Annotated in this window: 20 protein-coding genes, 1 tRNA gene and 1 pseudogene; 10 read left to right on the top strand and 12 right to left on the bottom strand. The window is 65.0% G+C overall.

All coding sequences use genetic code 11. From position 1 onward, the window contains the following. Positions 1 to 69 precede the first annotated feature (69 nt). A complete protein-coding gene (locus EV664_RS05500) occupies positions 70 to 1,323 on the top strand; it encodes a pyridoxal phosphate-dependent aminotransferase (RefSeq protein ID WP_229668083.1) in 1,254 nt (417 codons plus the stop codon). Between the two features lie 121 nt (positions 1,324 to 1,444). On the opposite strand, the gene EV664_RS19490 is transcribed toward EV664_RS05500, so the two are convergent. From EV664_RS19490 to EV664_RS05485, 3 genes are all read right to left on the bottom strand, one after another. Continuing rightward, entirely contained in the window at positions 1,445 to 2,113 is a 669-nt protein-coding gene (locus EV664_RS19490; protein ID WP_229668084.1) for a DUF2285 domain-containing protein, read from the bottom strand. Beyond that, positions 2,007 to 2,228 (bottom strand): transcriptional regulator domain-containing protein, encoded by a 222-nt coding sequence (locus tag EV664_RS19485; RefSeq protein ID WP_133494651.1) that lies wholly within the window; start codon positions 2,226 to 2,228, stop codon positions 2,007 to 2,009. The genes EV664_RS19490 and EV664_RS19485 overlap by 107 nt, the downstream gene beginning before the upstream one ends. A gap of 147 nt (positions 2,229 to 2,375) precedes the next feature. After that, positions 2,376 to 2,648, bottom strand: a complete 273-nt coding sequence (locus tag EV664_RS05485) for a DNA -binding domain-containing protein (RefSeq protein WP_133494650.1) — start codon at positions 2,646 to 2,648, stop codon at positions 2,376 to 2,378. A gap of 170 nt (positions 2,649 to 2,818) precedes the next feature. On the opposite strand from EV664_RS05485, the gene EV664_RS05480 reads away from it, so the two are divergent. Further along, positions 2,819 to 3,046: a helix-turn-helix domain-containing protein gene (locus EV664_RS05480; protein ID WP_133494649.1), complete on the top strand. Its 228-nt coding sequence runs from the start codon at positions 2,819 to 2,821 to the stop codon at positions 3,044 to 3,046. Positions 3,047 to 3,208: 162 nt separating this feature from the next. Here EV664_RS05480 and EV664_RS05475 read toward each other — a convergent pair whose 3' ends face one another. After that, a complete protein-coding gene (locus EV664_RS05475; RefSeq protein ID WP_133494648.1) occupies positions 3,209 to 4,051 on the bottom strand; it encodes a DUF932 domain-containing protein in 843 nt (280 codons plus the stop codon). 263 nt (positions 4,052 to 4,314) lie between these two features. On the opposite strand from EV664_RS05475, the gene EV664_RS05470 reads away from it, so the two are divergent. Further along, the gene (locus EV664_RS05470; RefSeq protein ID WP_133494647.1) at positions 4,315 to 4,638 is read left to right on the top strand and encodes a hypothetical protein; all 324 of its coding nucleotides are present in this window, start codon (positions 4,315 to 4,317) and stop codon (positions 4,636 to 4,638) included. Positions 4,639 to 4,696: 58 nt separating this feature from the next. Here EV664_RS05470 and EV664_RS05465 read toward each other — a convergent pair whose 3' ends face one another. Together EV664_RS05465 and EV664_RS05460 are read right to left on the bottom strand one after the other, a co-directional pair. Further along, the gene (locus EV664_RS05465; RefSeq protein ID WP_133494646.1) at positions 4,697 to 4,996 is read right to left on the bottom strand and encodes a DUF736 domain-containing protein; all 300 of its coding nucleotides are present in this window, start codon (positions 4,994 to 4,996) and stop codon (positions 4,697 to 4,699) included. Between the two features lie 341 nt (positions 4,997 to 5,337). Next, the gene (locus tag EV664_RS05460; RefSeq protein ID WP_133494770.1) at positions 5,338 to 5,985 is read right to left on the bottom strand and encodes a cation efflux transmembrane domain-containing protein; all 648 of its coding nucleotides are present in this window, start codon (positions 5,983 to 5,985) and stop codon (positions 5,338 to 5,340) included. A gap of 68 nt (positions 5,986 to 6,053) precedes the next feature. Between EV664_RS05460 and EV664_RS05455 the strand changes: the two genes are divergently transcribed. Beyond that, on the top strand, positions 6,054 to 6,458 hold the full coding sequence (locus EV664_RS05455) for a MerR family transcriptional regulator (RefSeq protein WP_133494645.1): 405 nt from the start codon (positions 6,054 to 6,056) through the stop codon (positions 6,456 to 6,458). A 191-nt stretch (positions 6,459 to 6,649) separates the two neighbouring features. Here the strand turns inward: EV664_RS05455 and EV664_RS05450 are convergent, their stop codons facing one another. Continuing rightward, a complete protein-coding gene (locus tag EV664_RS05450; RefSeq protein WP_133494644.1) occupies positions 6,650 to 8,722 on the bottom strand; it encodes a ParB/RepB/Spo0J family partition protein in 2,073 nt (690 codons plus the stop codon). 564 nt (positions 8,723 to 9,286) lie between these two features. On the opposite strand from EV664_RS05450, the gene EV664_RS05440 reads away from it, so the two are divergent. The 4 genes and pseudogenes from EV664_RS05440 to EV664_RS19480 all read left to right on the top strand — a co-directional run. Further along, positions 9,287 to 9,535 (top strand): FitA-like ribbon-helix-helix domain-containing protein, encoded by a 249-nt coding sequence (locus EV664_RS05440; protein ID WP_133494642.1) that lies wholly within the window; start codon positions 9,287 to 9,289, stop codon positions 9,533 to 9,535. Beyond that, positions 9,532 to 9,954 (top strand): type II toxin-antitoxin system VapC family toxin, encoded by a 423-nt coding sequence (locus tag EV664_RS05435; RefSeq protein WP_133494641.1) that lies wholly within the window; start codon positions 9,532 to 9,534, stop codon positions 9,952 to 9,954. Before EV664_RS05440 ends, EV664_RS05435 begins: the two co-directional genes overlap by 4 nt. A gap of 145 nt (positions 9,955 to 10,099) precedes the next feature. Then, entirely contained in the window at positions 10,100 to 10,291 is a 192-nt protein-coding gene (locus tag EV664_RS05430; RefSeq protein ID WP_133494640.1) for a hypothetical protein, read from the top strand. Between the two features lie 15 nt (positions 10,292 to 10,306). Beyond that, positions 10,307 to 11,332, top strand: a pseudogene (locus tag EV664_RS19480) (recombinase family protein); the annotation flags it as partial. Between the two features lie 573 nt (positions 11,333 to 11,905). Here EV664_RS19480 and EV664_RS05420 read toward each other — a convergent pair. Beyond that, positions 11,906 to 11,996, bottom strand: a tRNA-Ser gene (locus EV664_RS05420). A gap of 136 nt (positions 11,997 to 12,132) precedes the next feature. Between EV664_RS05420 and EV664_RS05415 the strand changes: the two genes are divergently transcribed. Next, positions 12,133 to 12,996, top strand: a complete 864-nt coding sequence (locus EV664_RS05415) for a peptidylprolyl isomerase (protein WP_133494639.1) — start codon at positions 12,133 to 12,135, stop codon at positions 12,994 to 12,996. A 3-nt stretch (positions 12,997 to 12,999) separates the two neighbouring features. Here the strand turns inward: EV664_RS05415 and EV664_RS05410 are convergent, their stop codons facing one another. Genes EV664_RS05410 through EV664_RS05395 form a run of 4 tightly spaced genes read right to left on the bottom strand, consistent with a single transcriptional unit; the run spans position 13,000 to position 16,477 of the window. Further along, positions 13,000 to 13,590: an ABC-type transport auxiliary lipoprotein family protein gene (locus tag EV664_RS05410; RefSeq protein ID WP_133494638.1), complete on the bottom strand. Its 591-nt coding sequence runs from the start codon at positions 13,588 to 13,590 to the stop codon at positions 13,000 to 13,002. Between the two features lie 6 nt (positions 13,591 to 13,596). Next, entirely contained in the window at positions 13,597 to 14,586 is a 990-nt protein-coding gene (locus EV664_RS05405; RefSeq protein WP_133494637.1) for an MlaD family protein, read from the bottom strand. 11 nt (positions 14,587 to 14,597) lie between these two features. Continuing rightward, positions 14,598 to 15,383, bottom strand: coding sequence for an ABC transporter ATP-binding protein (locus EV664_RS05400; RefSeq protein ID WP_133494636.1), 786 nt, complete (start codon positions 15,381 to 15,383; stop codon positions 14,598 to 14,600). Next, entirely contained in the window at positions 15,380 to 16,477 is a 1,098-nt protein-coding gene (locus EV664_RS05395) for an ABC transporter permease (RefSeq protein WP_133494635.1), read from the bottom strand. Before EV664_RS05395 ends, EV664_RS05400 begins: the two co-directional genes overlap by 4 nt. Positions 16,478 to 16,538: 61 nt before the next feature. On the opposite strand from EV664_RS05395, the gene EV664_RS05390 reads away from it, so the two are divergent. Beyond that, complete coding sequence (locus EV664_RS05390) at positions 16,539 to 17,213, top strand: HAD family hydrolase (RefSeq protein ID WP_133494634.1); 675 nt, start codon at positions 16,539 to 16,541, stop codon at positions 17,211 to 17,213.

The raw sequence follows: 17,213 nt of genomic DNA, 5'->3' as shown, positions 1-17,213 counted from the left end.
CGGCTCCTGCGGGCGGTGGCGGCGGGAGACGTAATTGTCAGATCGGAGGCGGCCGGGTGGGGTACGAAGATGTGCGGCTGCACGGATGCGACCACCTTAGCAGCGGTGTCTTCACCGTTGCTGCACGCATCGAAATTCCCACATTGTTATCTCATTGCCGCCATGATCTGCGGCGAGATAACGACTCAGGGCCAGCCATTAGAGGTGACGCTCATCACAGGAGATCGTATGGAATTACCGCCATTCCTGCTAAATGAATGGCTCGAACGCCCGCGTGATCTCAAGTTTAATCTTGCAGGAAGTGCTGGCCCACGCTGGACGATGAACGAATTGATTCAATTGGGTGGCGGTCAGCTCGACCTGACGGACCTACCGCTCAGTTATGCTCCGACAGCGGGCGCGGTCGCGCTCCGCGCAGAAATCGCGTCCCATCATGATGTCGATCCGGATTGGGTAGTCCTCACCACGGGCGCGGCGGAAGCGCTCCTTCTTCTGCTTTCCTCGCTGTCACGGGCGGGCGGCAATGTGTTGCTGCCAATGCCCACCTATGCCGCGTTCGCTGGTACGGCGCAGTTCGTTCATTTGGAACCACGCTACTATCCGCTGTCGCGCGATTGCGGATTCGGCATCGACCCGGCGCAGGTTGGGGCGCTAGCGGATGCGCAAACCGTAGTGACGTTGGTCAACTCGCCGCACAATCCGAGCGGGGCCGTGCTCGAGACGCCGGACTGCGTGTCTTTGGCGCATGCGCTTGCGAGCAAGGGGGTGCCCCTGTTGCTCGACGAAGTGTTCCACCCCGTCTATTTCGATGCGCCGAGAAGATCGGCGGCCGGCATCGAGAACGTGATCGTGACCGGCGACATGTCGAAGGCACTCTCGTTGCCCGGCTTACGCATGGGTTGGGTCATCGACGCGAACGCACAGCGGCGAGAGAGCATGATCCGCACGCGCAGCTATATCGCGTGGAGCGGCTCGCCGGTTCTGGAGGCGCTCGCGCTGCATGCCATGCGAGGCCGATCGGTGATCTTGCAGCGAGTGAACAGTGTCGCATCCGCAAACCTGAAGGAGCTTCGCGCCTTCATGGCTAGAGTGAGCGACGTTCTCGAATGGGTGCCGCCGCAGGCCGGGCTCGTGGCGTTTCCGTGGTTTCGCGATGGCCGCGAAAGCCGGCCGTTCTGCGAGCGGATGGCAGAGCGGGGCGTTCTGCTAGCTCCCGGAGATTGCTTCGGCATGCCCGAGCATATGCGCGTCGGCTTCGGCTCACAGGCGGACGGCATCGCGGGCGCCTTGGCGATCATCGAGGAAGAATTGCGAACATCATGACGCGAGTGGGAGGGCGGGCAGGCCCGCCCAATCTAATCGGGCACTTACTCCCAATTCGGCATCTCTGTTCAGACAGCCGGGAAACCGGTCCGTTCGTTCTCTGCCCGCTCCTGCCATAGCGTTAGCGGATATGGAGCAGCTTGCGGTAGTCGCCGTTCATCATCGCGATGCCGTCGCGAACCAGACGGACCACGAACGAACGCGCGGAAGACATCTTCCAGTCGCTCGCGGACAGCCGCGCTGCCTCGTCGCGTCCCAGCGCAATCGCGATCTCGCGGTAGGTCGCACCGCCATCGCGCAGGTCGAGCGCGCGGAGCATCAAGTCGAGCCGGGCGAGCCGGTAAGCCGTCAGCGGCCATCCGCGCGGCAGAGGGCCGGCGGCGCGGCCGAGCAGACGGCGGTGGAAGCGCAGCAGGCTGGCAAGGCGGGTGACGAAATCCTTGTCGAGCGGGATGACGGCGGCGAGCGGCCGGCCCGGCGTTGAGTCGCGCAGCCACAGCCGATGCTCGCCGGCCACATCGGCCACAACGACATGGCGTCCGTCGATCCCGGCCAGGTCGGCGAGCAGCGCGCCAAGCGCGCGCGGATCGACTGGGGCAGCGGTCGCAAATCCCTCCGGTGCGGCGTCCAGGATGACCGTGACGGCGGTCAGCTCGGGGCGCCAAACGACCGGCTCTGACAGGTCATCCGGCGCCGTGGCGAAAGGACAACCCCCAGCGTCGCGCGAATGCCGACTCGGCGGCATTCTTTGCGACGGCGCCGTCAGCGATGCGTTGCTGCATTTGCGCATGTTCGGCGCGATAGGTGCGGTTTCGCCGAAGGAATTCGGCGGCTATGTCGGCGCGTCCGATCGCGCCGGACAAACCGCCGTCGCGTCGCGGGCGCCGACGCTGGGGCGTCGGCATTCCATCCTCCTAACCGCGTCTCGCGCGGATTTCAGGAGGTTCAGCGTCACCTGTGAAATATCGGGCGAATAGCGCAAAGGCTGCGCTCAATCATGCCGCGAAAGCCGTGCCAGAGATGAGTGAATGCAACCGAATTGGATTGAAATCTTAACGTTTTAACGGTCGTTCGCATCCGAGCAGATGGGCATAGCCAACCTCGGTCATCCATCGCGCTCGCGCAAGATGACTGTCGTGCATTGTTTTTGCCCGGCGCGGTTCGGCGGCCGCGTCGATGCCGAGAATACAGGCGGCGGTTTCGCGCCAGTCTGCGCCTTCTTCGTCGGCGTCGAGCAGGCGCAAATAATCGGTGAGATGGCTTTCGTCATAGGCGGTGAGCTGCGATATGTTCGGCGCGCGATCCGCGAATTGGCTGGTGCTCATGGCGCTCCCGTCATGTTCTTCGTTAACAAAACTAGACCAAATACGGACGTCAAATAGGCGCAAGTCTCGCATCGTTCGTTGCACCTTTGGCAGCGATGAGGCGGTGCGAAGCTGTCGATACACCTTATATGAGATAAACCGCATAGTGTGTATCGTCCAGCTTGCCGCGCATGGATATGCGCCGCCTCGTGGGACTGAACTTCGCCAGACTGAGGAAGGAGAAGGGCTTTACCCAGGAGCGCTTTGCCGAGACGTCAGGTTTTACCCAGCAATATGTCAGTGATCTTGAACGGGGTCGCCGTAATCCAACGGTTGTGACCCTGTTTCATCTGGCCTCCCCACTAGGCGTCACGCCGGCTGATCTACTCGCCGAAGCTGACCAGTCCGAAACCAACTAACCACATCCCTTTAGATCGCGAGCCGGCGTTAGCCCGGCGAGCGCACTTCATGCGGCCGCGCGGACCTTCGGCACGCGCGGCCGCCGCCGATCCGGTGCAGCGGATCGGCGCGAAAACGGCAAAGCCGCAGGGCCGGAAACTCCGGCCCTGCGGTAGTTATCGTCACGCCGCTTTGAGGCGCTGCATCCCTTCGGCTAGTGTCCAGAGCGCACGGTTGAGCGTCACATTCTGGTCGATGCCGTTGATCGCGCGGGTCTGCGCACGGCGAATACGGCCCTCGGCGTTGCGCTTGCGGCCCTGCAACCCGCCACGAACGACGTTCTCCTGAATGACGTTGAACGTGGTCCATAGGCTGCGGTCCACATCCTCGCGGCGGCGCGGCTCGATGATCTGCTCGGGCCTAACCGGGCTTTCCTCGTCGCCATAGCGGGCGACAAGGCTAACCTCGCCAAGCAAGCGCTGCTCATCCGGCGAAAGCTGGATCGCCTTCATCGACTCGCTCGCGTCGATCAGCCGGGGGAAGTCCTCGGCGACGGTGAACACGCCCTCGATAATGTCATGCTCGATATTACCTTTGTGCGGCACGCGGACCTCCTCAAACCGCTCGCCCGCAATCATGCTGTTGGTGCAAACGAAGCGCAGCATCCCGGCGAACATCTGGTAGGCGCTGGTCCCGTCATGGCTGTTCACGATTATGACTTCGGCGGCCTCCGGCTTGCCGATGCCGTCGTCCCTACGCAGCCGCAGCATGTGCTTGGCGTGGCCGTGGCGGCTGCCGTCGCGCGGAACCGACTGGACCGCGAAGAACGGCGACCAACCTTCCCGGCGCAGCCCCTCCACGATATCGATGGTCGGGACATAGACGTAGCGATCCGAACGGCTGTCATGCGCTTCGCGGGCGAAGATGGACGGGACGTGCCGATAGAGCGCCTCGTTGTCGAGCGGCTCCCGCCCACTGATCTGATGGGCGTTGCGGCCGAACCGGGTGGCAAGCTGGTAGTGCATTTGGGCCTCCTTGGGCTTGGGTTTCCGCGCAGCGGAGCGCCGCGCTGAAACCCTGCCCGTCGGCGAGACCGGGGGTGCAAACGGAAGGCGGCTTCGCGGGGAACCGGCTGCACGGAACGCGCGCAGCGCGGGGAGGAAGCTGGGCGGAAGCCGCTTGGAGTGCGCCGGGGGCAGAGCCCCAAGCACGCGCCGCCCTGCGGCGCCAGCAAACAGCTCTTGCCATTTGTTCCTGTTTTGATCCACACCGGCTGCAAGGAGTCGGTATGAGCATTACGATCACAGGACAGCCGGGCCAGCGCATCGCAGTCGCAGGGGACATCACCAAAACGTTGCGCATCCCTTATGACGAGATTGAGGAGCGTTTCCTGCTGGCGGCGAGCGATGGTTCGTTGATCGAAGGCCGCCTAGAGGAAGATCGCTTCGACTTCCGGGTCGTGGTGGACGGCGCCGGGATTTCACGGATCGGTTCCGGTGAGCTGACGTTGGATTGGGCGGTCGAATGGGTGACGATCGCGCCCTATGACGCTGGCGCATTGACGGAGCGCGGCCCGATGCCGCTGCCCCTGTTCGATTCGCTGTCCGGCTAGTTCTGCCGTTCCAACGCGAAAGGCCCCCGCTCCGGTGGAGCGGGGGCGTCGTCGCCGGTCAGCGGGACCAGATCAGCGCGTATTCGCCGGTGGTGTCGGTCTCGGACAGCGTGGCGTAGATCGGCGCCGGGAAGCTGGGATCATCCAGCTTGACCGAGATGTAGTCGCGGCCTTCGCGGCTGGTCTTCTTCCAGGCGGCGCCGATGTCCATGTTGGCGGCGCTGATGCGGAAGTCAGGGGACTTTTCGCCTTCCTTCTCGACGGCACGGAAGCTGGCCTTGGTGTTGAGGGTGAGCGTCTTGATGACGCCAGCGATCTCGCCCTTGCTGTTGGCGGTGAAGGTGCCGATGGTAGCCATGTCGTAATCTCCTGTCTGTTCAGGCCACGCCCATCGCGGCCTCGATGGCTCAGCGTCGGCCGGGGCTCGATCGACCCCGCACCGCTTGCGGCCGAAACGCAGTGGAGGTTGGGTGGCGGGCGGCTTTTTTGCTTCGCGATGCAAAGCCGCAGGCGGCGGAAAAAAGGCGCACGACACCCTTGCGGGAAGGCGATCGGCCTCGGTCAGACAAGCCATTGGAGAGGCCGTGTGCGTGCCCCGACCTGGGGAGGAGGATTGCGCACTGACGAACACGACTCGCTGACAGGAGGGCGACCAGCGGGCGATAAGACGCACACAACGCCCTGGCGCGGCCCGGCGGGTTAGATGGCGATTTGTTCCCGCCCCGCAGAAGCAACCCGGCGCAGTTCGACGCGTGCCTGCCGGATGATCTGCCATCCGCCGCTCACACCAAGCCCGGCGAGGATCACGGCGACCGCGATGTCCGGCCAGGCCGCGCCCGTACCGAACACGCCCAGCGCGGCGGCGACTACGGCGATATTGCCGATCGCGTCGTTGCGCGAGCAGATCCACACCGATCTGCGGTTGGCGTCGCCGTCGCGGTGCCGCCACAACATGACGGCGCAAACGAGATTGGCGAGCAGCGCGAGCACGCCGATGACGCCCATCGTCTCGGCCTGCGGCAAGGTGCCAGTCAGCGCCATCCAGACGGTGCTGCCGAGAATCCAGAGGCCGAGCAGCAACAGCGATACCCCCTTGAGCAGCGCGGCCCGCGCGCGCCATTGCAGCGCCATGCCGGCGACGCCGAGGCTGATTGCGTAGTTGGCGGCATCACCGAGGAAATCCAGCGCGTCGGCCTTGAGCGCGGCGGAGTGCGCGGCGACGCCGGCGACGATCTCGACCGCGAACATGGCGGCGTTAATCGCGAGCGCGATCCACAGCACGCGCCGCCATGCCTTGTCCTTGGTCGGCGCGGTCGTCTCGCAGCCACCGCAGCATCCGCCTGCCATGTTCGTCACCTCGATTCGTTCGATGCGACAGCCTATATGCACCCTGTAGCAACTACAGGGTCAAGGCTATGGCGCTCACCATCGGCGAGCTAGGCAAGACGACGGACACGAAGGTGGAGACGATCCGCTATTATGAGCGGATCGGATTGCTGCCGAAACCGCCGCGCACCGGCGGCAACTACCGCGCCTATGGCGCGGCCGAGCTGGGGCGGCTGTCGTTCATCCGCCGCGCCCGCGATCTCGGCTTCCCGCTCGACCAGGTGCGCGCGCTGCTGTCGCTGTCGGACGATCGCGGCCGGGACTGCGCGACGGTCGATGCGCTCGCCCGCGACCATCTCACCGAAGTCGAGCGCAAGATCGCCGATCTGACGGCGTTGCGCCGGGAACTGGCCGCGCTCATCACCTCATGCGGGGGCGGCACGGTCGCGGACTGCCGCATCATTGAGGCGCTTGCGCCGCACGCCAACCGATAGGGTGCCTATGACGATCACGCCCTTTGCCTATGCCAGCGCGGCCTGACCTATATCCGCGAGCCGGGCCTTGGCCCGGCGAGCGACGATCTTTTCAAACAGCAAAAGCGGCCGCCCCCCAACGAGGGTGCGGCCGCTAGTTTTGGGCAGCGAAAGAAGGCCGGGACCGTTCGCGCGGCCCCGACCCAATGCCGCTATTCGGCGGCGACGGCATAGGACGCTTCGCCGTCCTCCGCTCCGGTATCGGGGGCCTCCGCTTCGGACGGCTGCTCCACGATCCCGCCATCCTCGACCTCGACAGACTCGGACTGATCCGCCTCCGGCTCGGGCGTCCGCAGGATCACAGGCAACCAGCCAGTCCCGGCCAGAAGCTGCTCGGCGGCCTGCGCCATGTCCGGCTTCTTCATGTCCGCGATACGGCGGGCGGCGTCCTCCGACACGCCTTCGGCGACGGCCTCCACGATATGCGCCTTGGTCACGCGACCAAGGTAGCTGTCCACGGTGGGCGTCCAGTCCTTCGCCACGTCCAGCGCCAGCGCGGTCGCCAGCCTGTCCGCCGTTTGCAGAGAACGGGGCTTGCGGTCCCACGGCAAGCGCAGCGCGTTGACGGTGCGGGACGCGCAATGCGCCAGCAGCGCCAGCCGCTTGTCGTCGTCCATCCCGACGATGAAGCCCCACAGGGTGGCCACGTCACGCGGCATCCGCTCGGCCCACGCCTCGCGCGCCTCGTTCGCCTTGGCGGCGAGCGGCGTATCCTCGATCCCGTCCGCATGGCTGCCCAGCGGCGTCACGGTCGGACGAACCTCAAGGCAACCGGCCTCGGTATAGCTGTAGAACAACTGCGCCGTGAGCGTGTGGGTCAAGGCGATCAGCGCCAGATCGGGCCGCTCGGCCAGTGCAACACGAAGCGCCAGCGTCCGATGGGCGGACAGGTCGCGGGTGAGGCTGTCGGAAATCGGCTTGCCCGGTTCCTCGTCCTCTTCCTCGATCTCCCGCACGTCCTCGTCGCCGTCCTCCGCCTGCTCGTCCTCCACGGCCTCCGGGGCCGTCGCATCGCCCTCGGCTTCCGGCTCCGGTTGCGGGTCGGCCAGCGCCTCATCCTCGAGACGGACGAAACCCCGCTCGATCCTGACCGTGCCGTCATGGTGAAGCATGACGAACGCGCCGCCATGCGCGATCACGTTGGCGTCGTAGGCGTGACGCTTGGCCGAAATGGCGTCGATCTCGTCGGAAATCGCCTCCAGCTTCTCGGCCACGTCCTCCGGCAACTCGTCGTAGGACGAATAGCCCTCGGCAAGCTCGTCATGCTCGGTGGACAGCGCCTCCAGCCGGGCCTCGTCCTCGTCGGACAGGGCGATGGTCTGCGGATAGAAGCGCCGCATCCCGTGGGCGTGGGGATAGGCGATATGCGCCTCGGTCCATTTCCAGCCCTCGGCCTGAACCTCGCCCGCGATCTCGCGCAGCTTCTCGGTCGCGAGCATATCGAGCAAGCCCGCATCCTCGAAGAACCCGCCCCGATCCTCGCTGAACAGGTCGCGGATGATGTTGCCGCCCGCCTCGACATAGGCCTCGGCCCCGACGAACACGGCACGGCGATCGTCGCCGGGCACGTTGCTGGCTGTCATGTCACGCCGGATGATCCACGGCTCGCGATTATGATGCAGGCTCTCGAACACCTGCTCCTGCCGGGCATGGTCCTCCGCAATCGCGAAGGCCATTAGCTGGTCGAGCGTAAGCCCGTCCTCGCGATAGACCTGCAACAGCTTCGGACTGACAGCACCAAGCCGGAGGCGTTGCTTCACCACGGAAGCCGACACGCCGAACCGCGCGCCGATCTCCTGCGCACCCCAACCCCTGTCGCGGGAAAGCTCCGCGAATCGCTCGAATTGGTCGGCGGGGTGCATCGGCGTCCGGGTGACATTCTCGTCAAGGCTGACCTCGGCGGGATCGTTCTGCGTATCGAGCCAGCAGCGCACGGCTTCCGATTTCTTGATCTGCTTGCGTTTGGCGCGCAGCAGCATCGCCAGTCTGCGGCCCTCGCCAGCAGTGACGAAATAGCAGCCGGTCGGTGAACCGTCCGCCTTCACCTCGGGTTCGACCACAAGGTTCTGGATCAGCCCTTTGTGCTGGATCGAAGCGGCCAGCGCCTCGATAGCGGCTTCCCCATGCGGCACCTTGCGGGCATTGCGCGGGGACTTCTTGAGCTTGTTCAGCGGCACGAAAATCTCGACGCCACTGACGGCTTCGGTTTGAACGGTATCGGTCATCTTACTGCTCCTTGGGCTTGGGTTTCCGCGCAGCGGAACGCCGCGCTGAAACCCTGCCCGTCGGCGAGACCGGGGGTGCAACCGGAGTGGGCGGCTTCGCGGGGAACCGGCTGCACGGAACGCGAAGCGTGGAGGAAGCTGGGCGGAAGCCGCTCCGAAGGGCGCCGGGGGCAGAGCCCCAAGCAGCCGCGCCGCGTCCGCGGCGCTACCAATGAAGGCACCCTTGCGGCGACCGGCCGGCGCGGCGGCGTGCGCGCGGGCCTGGGGGCCAGCCGCCGCCGCGCCCTCCGGGCAGAACAAGTGTGCCACGCGGCTACGATAAGGCGCGCACCCTGTCGGCTCGTAGAAGTCGCAGAGTACGCTCTATTGAAACCGCGTGCTGCCCGGCGCGCCAGCGCCGCCCGCCATGCTGATCGTCACCCGGCAGGGCCGAAACCCGTCAGGGGTTCGGTCGGAGCGCAGCGCAGATAGAGCGGCGGTCCCGCAGGGAGGCGCCAAACCCTCTGATCTTGTAATTTTCACCAGCATCGACTAATATGAAGTCATTGACTTATGGAGGCCAGCATGGCGGTCATGACGATCCGAAATATCGACGATGTGATCAAGAAGCGCCTCCGCGTGCGCGCAGCCGTCAATGGCCGGTCGATGGAAGACGAGGCGCGCGACATTCTGCGCTCGGCGTTGTCCACAGACGATCCGCGCCCTCGCAATCTCGCTCAAGCGATCCATGAAAGGTTCGGCCCGCTGGGCGGCGTTGATCTGCCCGCCGCACCGCGCGAGGCGATCCGGCCGCCGGTGGATTTCGGCGAATGATCGTCCTTGATACCAACGTCATTTCCGAGCTGATGCGGCGCGAGCCGGACGCAACGGTGATGGCCTGGATGGGCGAGCAGCCGATGGCGGGGGTGTTCACGACCACGCTGACGCAGGCGGAAATCTTCTACGGTCTGGCGCTGCTGCCCGAGGGGCGCCGCCGCGATGCGCTGATGGCGGCCGCGCAGCCGATGTTCGATGTCGATCTCGCCGGGCGCGTGCTGCCGTTCGATACCGATGCCGCCAACGCCTATCCCGATATCGCGGCCGGGCGGCAGAAGGGCGGCCAGCCGATCAGTCAGATCGACGCGCAGATCGCCGCGATCGTCCGCTCGCGTGGAGCCCGGCTGGCGACTCGCAACGTCGCCGACTTCGCCGACTGCGGCATCACCGTGGTCAACCCGTGGGGCGAGCCATGAACCGCGCCGCCGTCCGTCCCTATCTGCGCTACGCTGCGTCGGAGCCGTTGCGCGAGAGGAAGGCGGGCGGCACCCTGTCTGCATGGCCACGTCTCGCAAGCCTCGTCGCCGAACGCCGCGCCGTCCTGCATACTGCCCGGACGACTTGCTCGACTATGTCCGGTTGCCGGTCAACTCGGCTCAGCCCCATGTGGGTCGGCCGCCCAAAGACGATCTTGCGTCCTGGACCGTCACTGACGATTGGCCCGAGCGCGTTCCGGTCACGAGCGCCGAAGTGGACGTGTTCGAGGCATGGTTCGGCGATGTCTTCGACGAGCTGTTCGGGCCGTGCCAATGATGTGAGGATGCTGCCATGACCGTGCCGCTGCGCGCCGCCCTTTACCTGCGCGTCTCAACGGCGCGGCAGGCCGAGCATGACGTTTCGATCCCCGATCAGCGCAAGCAGGGCGAAGCCTATTGCCTGTCGCGAGGATTGGAGCTGGTCGATACGTTCGTAGAGGCGGGCGCATCCGCCACCAACGACCGCCGACCCGAGTTCCAGCGCATGATCGAGGCCGGAACGAGCAAGCCGGCACCGTTTGACGTGGTGGTGGTCCACAGCTTCTCGCGCTTCTTCCGCGACCATTTCGAGCTGGAGTTCTACGTCCGCAAGCTCGCCAAGAACGGCGTGAAGCTGCTCTCCATCACACAGGAGATGGGCGACGATCCGATGCACGTCATGATGCGCCAGATTATGGCGCTGTTCGACGAGTATCAGTCGAAGGAGAATGCGAAACACGTCCTGCGCGCCTTGAAGGAAAACGCACGACAGGGCTTCTGGAATGGCTCGCTGCCACCGATCGGCTATCGCGTCGTCGCCGCCGAACAGCGCGGCGCCAAGACCAAGAAGAAGCTGGAGATCGACCCGCTCCACGCCGACACGGTGCGACTGGCGTTCAAGCTGGCGCTGGAAGGGGACGGCACGTCCGGGCCGATGGGTGTCAAGACCATCACCAATCATCTCAACGAGCGCCGCATCTTCACCCGCGACGGTGGGCGCTGGGGCATCGGCACGGTGCATCGGATGCTGACGCGCGCCACCTATGCGGGCCGACACGAGTTCAACAAGCGCGGCAAGTCAAAGGAACTGAAGCCCGCTGGCGAGGTGATCCCGGTCGAGGTGCCGCCGATCATCGACCAAGCGACGTTCGATGCGGTGCAGGCGCATCTGAAGGCGCGCAGTCCGAAGGTCGCGCATCCGCAGGTCGTCGGTGGTCCGACGCTGCTGACGGGGCTGATCCACTGCGGGCGATGCGGTGGCGCGATGACGATCCGCACCGGCAAGGGCGGGCGCTATCGCTATTACACCTGCTCGATGAAGGCGCGGCAGGGAGCGACCGCTTGTGAAGGTATGACCGTCGCGATGGAGCGGCTGGACGATCTTGTCGCCAATCATCTGGCGGAACGGCTGCTCGATCCAGTCAGGCTTGAGGTCGTATTGTCCGAGGTTCTGGATCGCCGGCAAGAGCGATCCGAGCGGCGCCGCGAGCATATCGCGGAGTTGAACCGGCGTGCTGCGGAGACCGAGCTGCGTTTGAAGCGGCTCTATGACGCAATCGAAAGCGGAGTCGCCGACCTCGATGACCCGGCGCTCAAGGATCGCATCGACGGATTGAAAGCGACCCGCGATCAGGCGCGAGCGGATGCCGAACGCGCCTCAGCGCTGCTCGTAAGCTCGACCCAGCAGGCGATCACGCCGACGATGCTGCGCGAGTTCGCATCGACCGCGCGACGCCGTATCCGGCTGGAGGGCGGCGGCTACCGGCGCGATCATCTGCGTGCGCTCGCGCAACGGGTAGAAGTCGATCGCGAGGAAGTCCGCATCATGGGCTCGAAGAGCAACCTGTTGCGCGTGCTCGCCGCGAACGGCGTAGCCTCGGCGGTGGGCGGAGTGCCCACCGTTGTTCCGAAGTGGCGGAGCGGGAGGGATTCGAACCCTCGATACGGTTTTGCCGTATACTCACTTTCCAGGCGAGCGCCTTCGACCACTCGGCCACCGCTCCGCATATCGCTGGAAGGGCGTTCCCCTAGGCCGGAACGGCGCGCGGTGCAAGCATCTCCTCATCCGAGCGGCTTCGCTGCGAAGCGACGCCGGCCATTGCCAGCCCGGTATCGCTGTGCCAGCTTTTGCCGATGCAGATGCTCCTATCCGCCCTTGTCGCGCTTGCCGTCCCGCCGGTGGCCGCGGCGCCGCAGACCGCCCCCTCGGACGCTGTCGCCGCCGACTGGCGCGCCATTCCGGCCGATGAACTGCTGGTGATGCGGCTTGCCGATGGTGGCGAGGTGGTGATCCGGCTGGCCCCGCGCTATGCGCCGCGCCATGTCGGCAATATCCGCACGCTCGCCCGCGACCATTGGTGGGACGGAAAGAGCGTGTACCGGGTGCAGGACGGCTATGTCACCCAATGGGGCGATGTGACGGAAAAGGCACCGCTGCCCGCCGGCGTCGCCGACGATCTGCCGCCCGAATATGACTGGAGTGCAGCGCCGCTCAGCCTGAGCCTGTCGCGCGGCGATCCCTATGCGCGGGTGACGGGGTTCAGCGCGGATGGCTGGCCGCTGGCCGGGGACGGTGTCCGGCAATGGCTGCCGCATTGCTACGGCATGGTCGGCGTGGCGCGCGATCTGGCACCGAGCACGGGAAGCGGGGCGGAGCTATATACGGTGATCGGCCATGCCCCGCGCCATCTCGACCGCAATATTGCGCTGATCGGACGCGTGATCGACGGGATGGATCATCTCTCGGCTTTGCCGCGCGGGACCGGCGAGATGGGCTTTTACGGCGAGGAGCAGACGCCGACCGGCATTGTCAGCGTCCGGCTCGCCTCGGACATGCCGGAGAGCGAACGGCCCCGGTTTCAATATCGTGCCACCGACAATCCGCGCTTCGCGGCCTATGTCGCGGAGCGGGAGAATCGGCAGCCGCCCTTTTTCACCGTTCCCGCCGATGGCGCGGACATATGCAACGTGCCCGCGCCGGTCCGCAAAACGCCCGACCAATAGCGGTTATTTACCGATCCAGTCGGCGACCTCGACCGCGACCTGATTGGCCGCCTGGTTGAGCGCTATCCCCGCAGAATTGTTGTCGATCGCAGTGACGGGTACGCGCGCTTCAAAGCGCCGCGTTTCGACCGTGTCCGTCTTCGCGCGGATCAGCGACGCGTCATAGGTCACCACCGCTTCCATCGTCGGCGCATCGATCGTGAAGTTGCGCAGCGTTCCCGACAGCGTCTCGCCCGGATTGACTGTTCCCTGCGACCCGCTGAGCACCAGCCGCCCGGTGCGCGCGCCGATCGTATCGCCGAGCAGCCGCGCGAACAGGCGAGCCGGCGGTTCGACCCATTGCGCGTTCTTCACATATGCGATCGAAGTGTCGCTCGACCGCACGGGAACGCGCTGGACCGCGATTTCCTGCGCAACTTCGGGGGTGCGAACGGTGATCGTCGGGCTGGTGGCGGAACTTTGCGTCGCACCCACCTTCACCGCGGCGTCGCTGCTGAGCACCAGCAGCGAGGGCGGCGGTTCGCTGCCGAATTTCACGCATCCGGCGAGGAGCGCAACAGTGGCGAGGGCGGGCAGGGTCTTGATGGCGCGCACTGGGCCTTACTCCTTGGGCTGCTTAGGCGATTTCTTGGGGTCGTAATCGGGCAGCGCGGGCGCGCCGATGATCGACCCCGCACCCTGGCGATCGACCTTTTGCGCAACCGAGCTCAGCGCCTCGGTCATGTTGCGCAGGTCATGGACGAGCTGATTGACCTCCGGCACCGTCTGGTTCGAGAAGGTCTTGAGCCCCGGTCGTGCGTCGCCGATCGCGCTGTCCAGCGTGTCCATGCTGTGCTTCGCGGAATTGATCGCCTGATTGAGATTGTCCATCGCAGGCTGCACATCCTGATCGAGCACGCGGTTGGTGGTACCGGCCAGCTCGCCGATCTGCTGCGCTGCATTGCCGGCTTTCTGGATCGCGATCCGGGTTTCGGCCAGCGTCGCGGCGATCTCAGGACCGCGATCGGCCAGCGCATCGGTAAGGCGGTTGGTATTTTCCAATATGCCCGCGATCGACGCCTGATTCTTGTCCGACAGCAATTCGGTCAGCCGCTCGGTCAGCGTCGTCAGCCGCTCGAGCAGCTTCGGCGCTGAGCTCAGCAACGCGCCGAGCCCGCCCTGTTTGGTCGGGATGACCGGCACGCCCAGCGGGCAGACGCTGGCGCGGTCCTTTTCCGGGCAGGTGATCGGCGGGGCACCCTTTACCGCACCGTCGAGCTGGATCTGGCTGACGCCGGTAAAGCCGATGCCCTGAATCGTCGCGGTGGTGCCTTCCAGCACGGGAACGTCGCTGTTGACGGTGATGCGCACCCGGACGAATTGCGGATCGGGTTTGAACAGCGCGATTTCCTTCACCTGTCCCACCGGCACGCCGGAAAAGGCCACGGGCGAGCCCTTGTTCACACCATCGACCGCTTCCTTGAAGAAGATGTCATATTGCTTTTCCGACCCGCCGTTCAGCCGGGCGAGCCAGACGGTGAACAGCGCAAGCACGGCGAGCAGGATCAGCACGACGGCGCCTACCAGCACGTGATTCGATCTGGTTTCCATCGTCTAGACCTTCATTCCTTGTGCGCGTTCGCGGTTGCCACGGCCGCCCGCCCGCGCGGGCCGTTGAAATATTCCTGGATCCACGGATGGTCCGTGGCGAGCAGTTCGTCGATCGTCCCCACGGCGATCACCTTTTTGTCGGCCAGCACCGCGACCCGATCGCAGATCGCGTACAGCGTATCGAGATCATGGGTGATGAGGAATACGGTAAGACCCAACGTCCTTTGCAGCGATTTGATCAATTCGTCGAACGCCGCCGCGCCGACAGGGTCGAGCCCCGCCGTCGGCTCGTCGAGGAACAGCAGATCGGGATCGAGCGCCAGCGCGCGGGCAAGCCCGGCGCGTTTCTTCATACCACCCGACAGTTCGGCCGGAAATTTCGGCCCCGCATCGGGCGTCAGGCCGGTCATCACGACCTTGTAATTGGCAATCTCGTCCATCAGGTCGAGATTGAGGTCCGGATAGAATTCGCGCAGCGGCACCTGCACATTTTCCGCCACCGTCAGCGTCGAAAACAGCGCCCCGCCCTGAAACAACACGCCCCAGCGTTTGCGGATATCGACGGTATCGTCCTCGCTGCGACCGAGCACATGTTCGCCGAACACCTCGACTTCCCCCTCGGCCGGGGGCTGGAGCCCGATGATCGATCGCATCAGCACCGATTTGCCGGTGCCCGATCCGCCGACCACGCCCAGAATCTCGCCCTTGCGTACGTCGAGATCGAGGTCCTGATGCACGACCTGTTCGCCGAACGCATTCTTCAGGCCGCGAACCCGGATGATCGTTTCGTCGCTCATATCCAGCCGATCCAGGTAAAGAACACGGCAAAAAAGGCGTCGAGCACGATGACGAGGAAGATCGCCTGCACCACCGCCGCCGTGGTGCGCAGGCCGACCTGTTCGGCATCGCTTTCCACCAGCATGCCCTGAAAACAGCCCGCAATCGCGATGATCGCGCCGAACACGGGTGCCTTGACCAGCCCGACATAGAGGTCGGTGATCGGTACGACTTCGTGCAGCCGTTGGATGAACGTCACCGGCGGAATGCCTAGCGAGACCCAGCAGAGCAGCCCACCGCCGATGATCGACACGATCGAGGCGTAAAAGCCGAGCAGCGGCATCATCAGCACCGCCGCCAGCACGCGCGGCAGCACCAGCGCCTCCATCGGCGACACGCCGATCGTGCGCATCGCATCGATTTCCTCGGTCAGCTTCATCGTGCCCAGCTGCGCGGCAAAGGCGCTGCCCGACCGGCCGGCGACCATGATCGCGGTCATCAGCACGCCCAGTTCGCGCAGGGTGATTCGCCCGACGAGATTGATCGTGAACACCTCAGCGCCGAACTGGCGAAGCTGTACTGCGCCCTGTTGTGCGATCACGATGCCGATCAGGAAGCTCATCAGCCCGATGATCGCGAGCGCCGATACGCCTACGACTTCGAACCGGTGCACTGTCGCGTTGAAGCGGAAGCGGCTGGGGTGGCGCAGCACCTTCAGAAAAGCGATCGTCGTCGCGCCCATGAAACCGAGCAGGCCGAGCAGCGTCTGCCCCGCCGTCGCGGTCGCTTCGCCGACCTCCTCCAGCATATGGATGAAGGCGTTTTTGGGTCGGGGCGGCTTGGCGACCGGGGCATCGGCCTCTCGCACCTGCTCGAACAGGCGCTCCTGATCCTCGTTCAGGCCTGCAATCTCGGCACCGCAGCGATCGGCGAAGCGATGCACCACCCACACGCCGATTGTGTCCATCCGATCGACATCGGCAAGGTTGATTCGCTTCACATCACCGCCTGCCGAATCCAGCGCATCGGGCAGGTCGCCCAGATGCGCCAGGACCAGCGCGCCGGTGATATGAAGCGTGTCCCCCTCGCGGGTAAATTCGGCCGCGTTGCTCATTGCATATGCCCATCCCGCATTTGGACTGGAACAGCAAGGATATTGGCGATTAAATGCCCCAATGCATCACCTTGCCATTTACGATATGGATCGCACGATTACGCGCGAGCCGACCTGGACCCCGTTTCTTATCCATGCCGCGCGCAGGATCGCGCCATGGCGACTTGCACTGATACCGGCGGCGCTGGGCGGGGCGATCACCTATAAACTCGGCCTGATCAGCCGGGGACAGCTCAAACAATTCACGCAGCGGCTGATCCTCGGCCGCTCGCTGGCGCCTGATACGCGCGCTCAGCTTGCCGCAGCCTTTGCCGAGACGGTTGATGAAAGCGGTATCCTTCAGGGCGCGCGCGACCGGATCGCTGAGGACCGGGCGGCGGGATATGAACTGGTGCTCGCGACCGCTTCGTATCGTTTCTACGCCAGCGCAATTGCCGACAAGCTCGGTTTCGATTCGGTCATCGCCACCGAATCGCGCTTTGCCGAAGATGGCGACCTGCTTCCCAAGATCGAGGGAGAGAATTGCTATGGCGAGGCGAAGCTGACCATGATCAAGGCGTGGATGGCGCATCAGGGCATCGATCGCGGCAACGCGCATATCCGGTTCTACAGCGATCATGTCTCCGATGCTCCCGCGCTCGAATGGGCCGATGAGGGGTTTGCCGCCAATCCGCATGACGCGCTGCGAAGGCTTGCCGGGAAACGCGGCTGGCCCGTGCTCGACTGGCGCGGCTGA

The organism is Stakelama pacifica (genome assembly GCF_004361835.1).
GTDB lineage: Bacteria > Pseudomonadota > Alphaproteobacteria > Sphingomonadales > Sphingomonadaceae > Sphingomonas > Sphingomonas pacifica.
The sequence above is the reverse complement of the archived record's forward strand: the minus strand, read 5'-3'. Positions and strand labels throughout refer to the sequence as shown.

What these genes read in the sequence shown, in the direction of transcription:
- EV664_RS19485 (WP_133494651.1), bottom strand. Translation starts at nt 2,228, where the DNA reads ATGCCGACGCCCCAGCGTCGGCGCCCGCGACGCGACGGCGGTTTGTCC.
- EV664_RS05395 (WP_133494635.1), bottom strand. Translation starts at nt 16,477, where the DNA reads ATGAGCAACGCGGCCGAATTTACCCGCGAGGGGGACACGCTTCATATC.
- EV664_RS05475 (WP_133494648.1), bottom strand. Translation starts at nt 4,051, where the DNA reads ATGCACTACCAGCTTGCCACCCGGTTCGGCCGCAACGCCCATCAGATC.
- EV664_RS05435 (WP_133494641.1), top strand. Translation starts at nt 9,532, where the DNA reads ATGATCGTCCTTGATACCAACGTCATTTCCGAGCTGATGCGGCGCGAG.
- EV664_RS05450 (WP_133494644.1), bottom strand. Translation starts at nt 8,722, where the DNA reads ATGACCGATACCGTTCAAACCGAAGCCGTCAGTGGCGTCGAGATTTTC.
- EV664_RS05440 (WP_133494642.1), top strand. Translation starts at nt 9,287, where the DNA reads ATGGCGGTCATGACGATCCGAAATATCGACGATGTGATCAAGAAGCGC.
- EV664_RS05455 (WP_133494645.1), top strand. Translation starts at nt 6,054, where the DNA reads ATGGCGCTCACCATCGGCGAGCTAGGCAAGACGACGGACACGAAGGTG.
- EV664_RS05460 (WP_133494770.1), bottom strand. Translation starts at nt 5,985, where the DNA reads ATGGCAGGCGGATGCTGCGGTGGCTGCGAGACGACCGCGCCGACCAAG.
- EV664_RS05400 (WP_133494636.1), bottom strand. Translation starts at nt 15,383, where the DNA reads ATGAGCGACGAAACGATCATCCGGGTTCGCGGCCTGAAGAATGCGTTC.
- EV664_RS05480 (WP_133494649.1), top strand. Translation starts at nt 2,819, where the DNA reads ATGGATATGCGCCGCCTCGTGGGACTGAACTTCGCCAGACTGAGGAAG.
- EV664_RS05500 (WP_229668083.1), top strand. Translation starts at nt 70, where the DNA reads ATGTGCGGCTGCACGGATGCGACCACCTTAGCAGCGGTGTCTTCACCG.
- EV664_RS05465 (WP_133494646.1), bottom strand. Translation starts at nt 4,996, where the DNA reads ATGGCTACCATCGGCACCTTCACCGCCAACAGCAAGGGCGAGATCGCT.
- EV664_RS19490 (WP_229668084.1), bottom strand. Translation starts at nt 2,113, where the DNA reads ATGCGCAAATGCAGCAACGCATCGCTGACGGCGCCGTCGCAAAGAATG.
- EV664_RS05405 (WP_133494637.1), bottom strand. Translation starts at nt 14,586, where the DNA reads ATGGAAACCAGATCGAATCACGTGCTGGTAGGCGCCGTCGTGCTGATC.
- EV664_RS05485 (WP_133494650.1), bottom strand. Translation starts at nt 2,648, where the DNA reads ATGAGCACCAGCCAATTCGCGGATCGCGCGCCGAACATATCGCAGCTC.
- EV664_RS05390 (WP_133494634.1), top strand. Translation starts at nt 16,539, where the DNA reads ATGCATCACCTTGCCATTTACGATATGGATCGCACGATTACGCGCGAG.
- EV664_RS05415 (WP_133494639.1), top strand. Translation starts at nt 12,133, where the DNA reads ATGCTCCTATCCGCCCTTGTCGCGCTTGCCGTCCCGCCGGTGGCCGCG.
- EV664_RS05470 (WP_133494647.1), top strand. Translation starts at nt 4,315, where the DNA reads ATGAGCATTACGATCACAGGACAGCCGGGCCAGCGCATCGCAGTCGCA.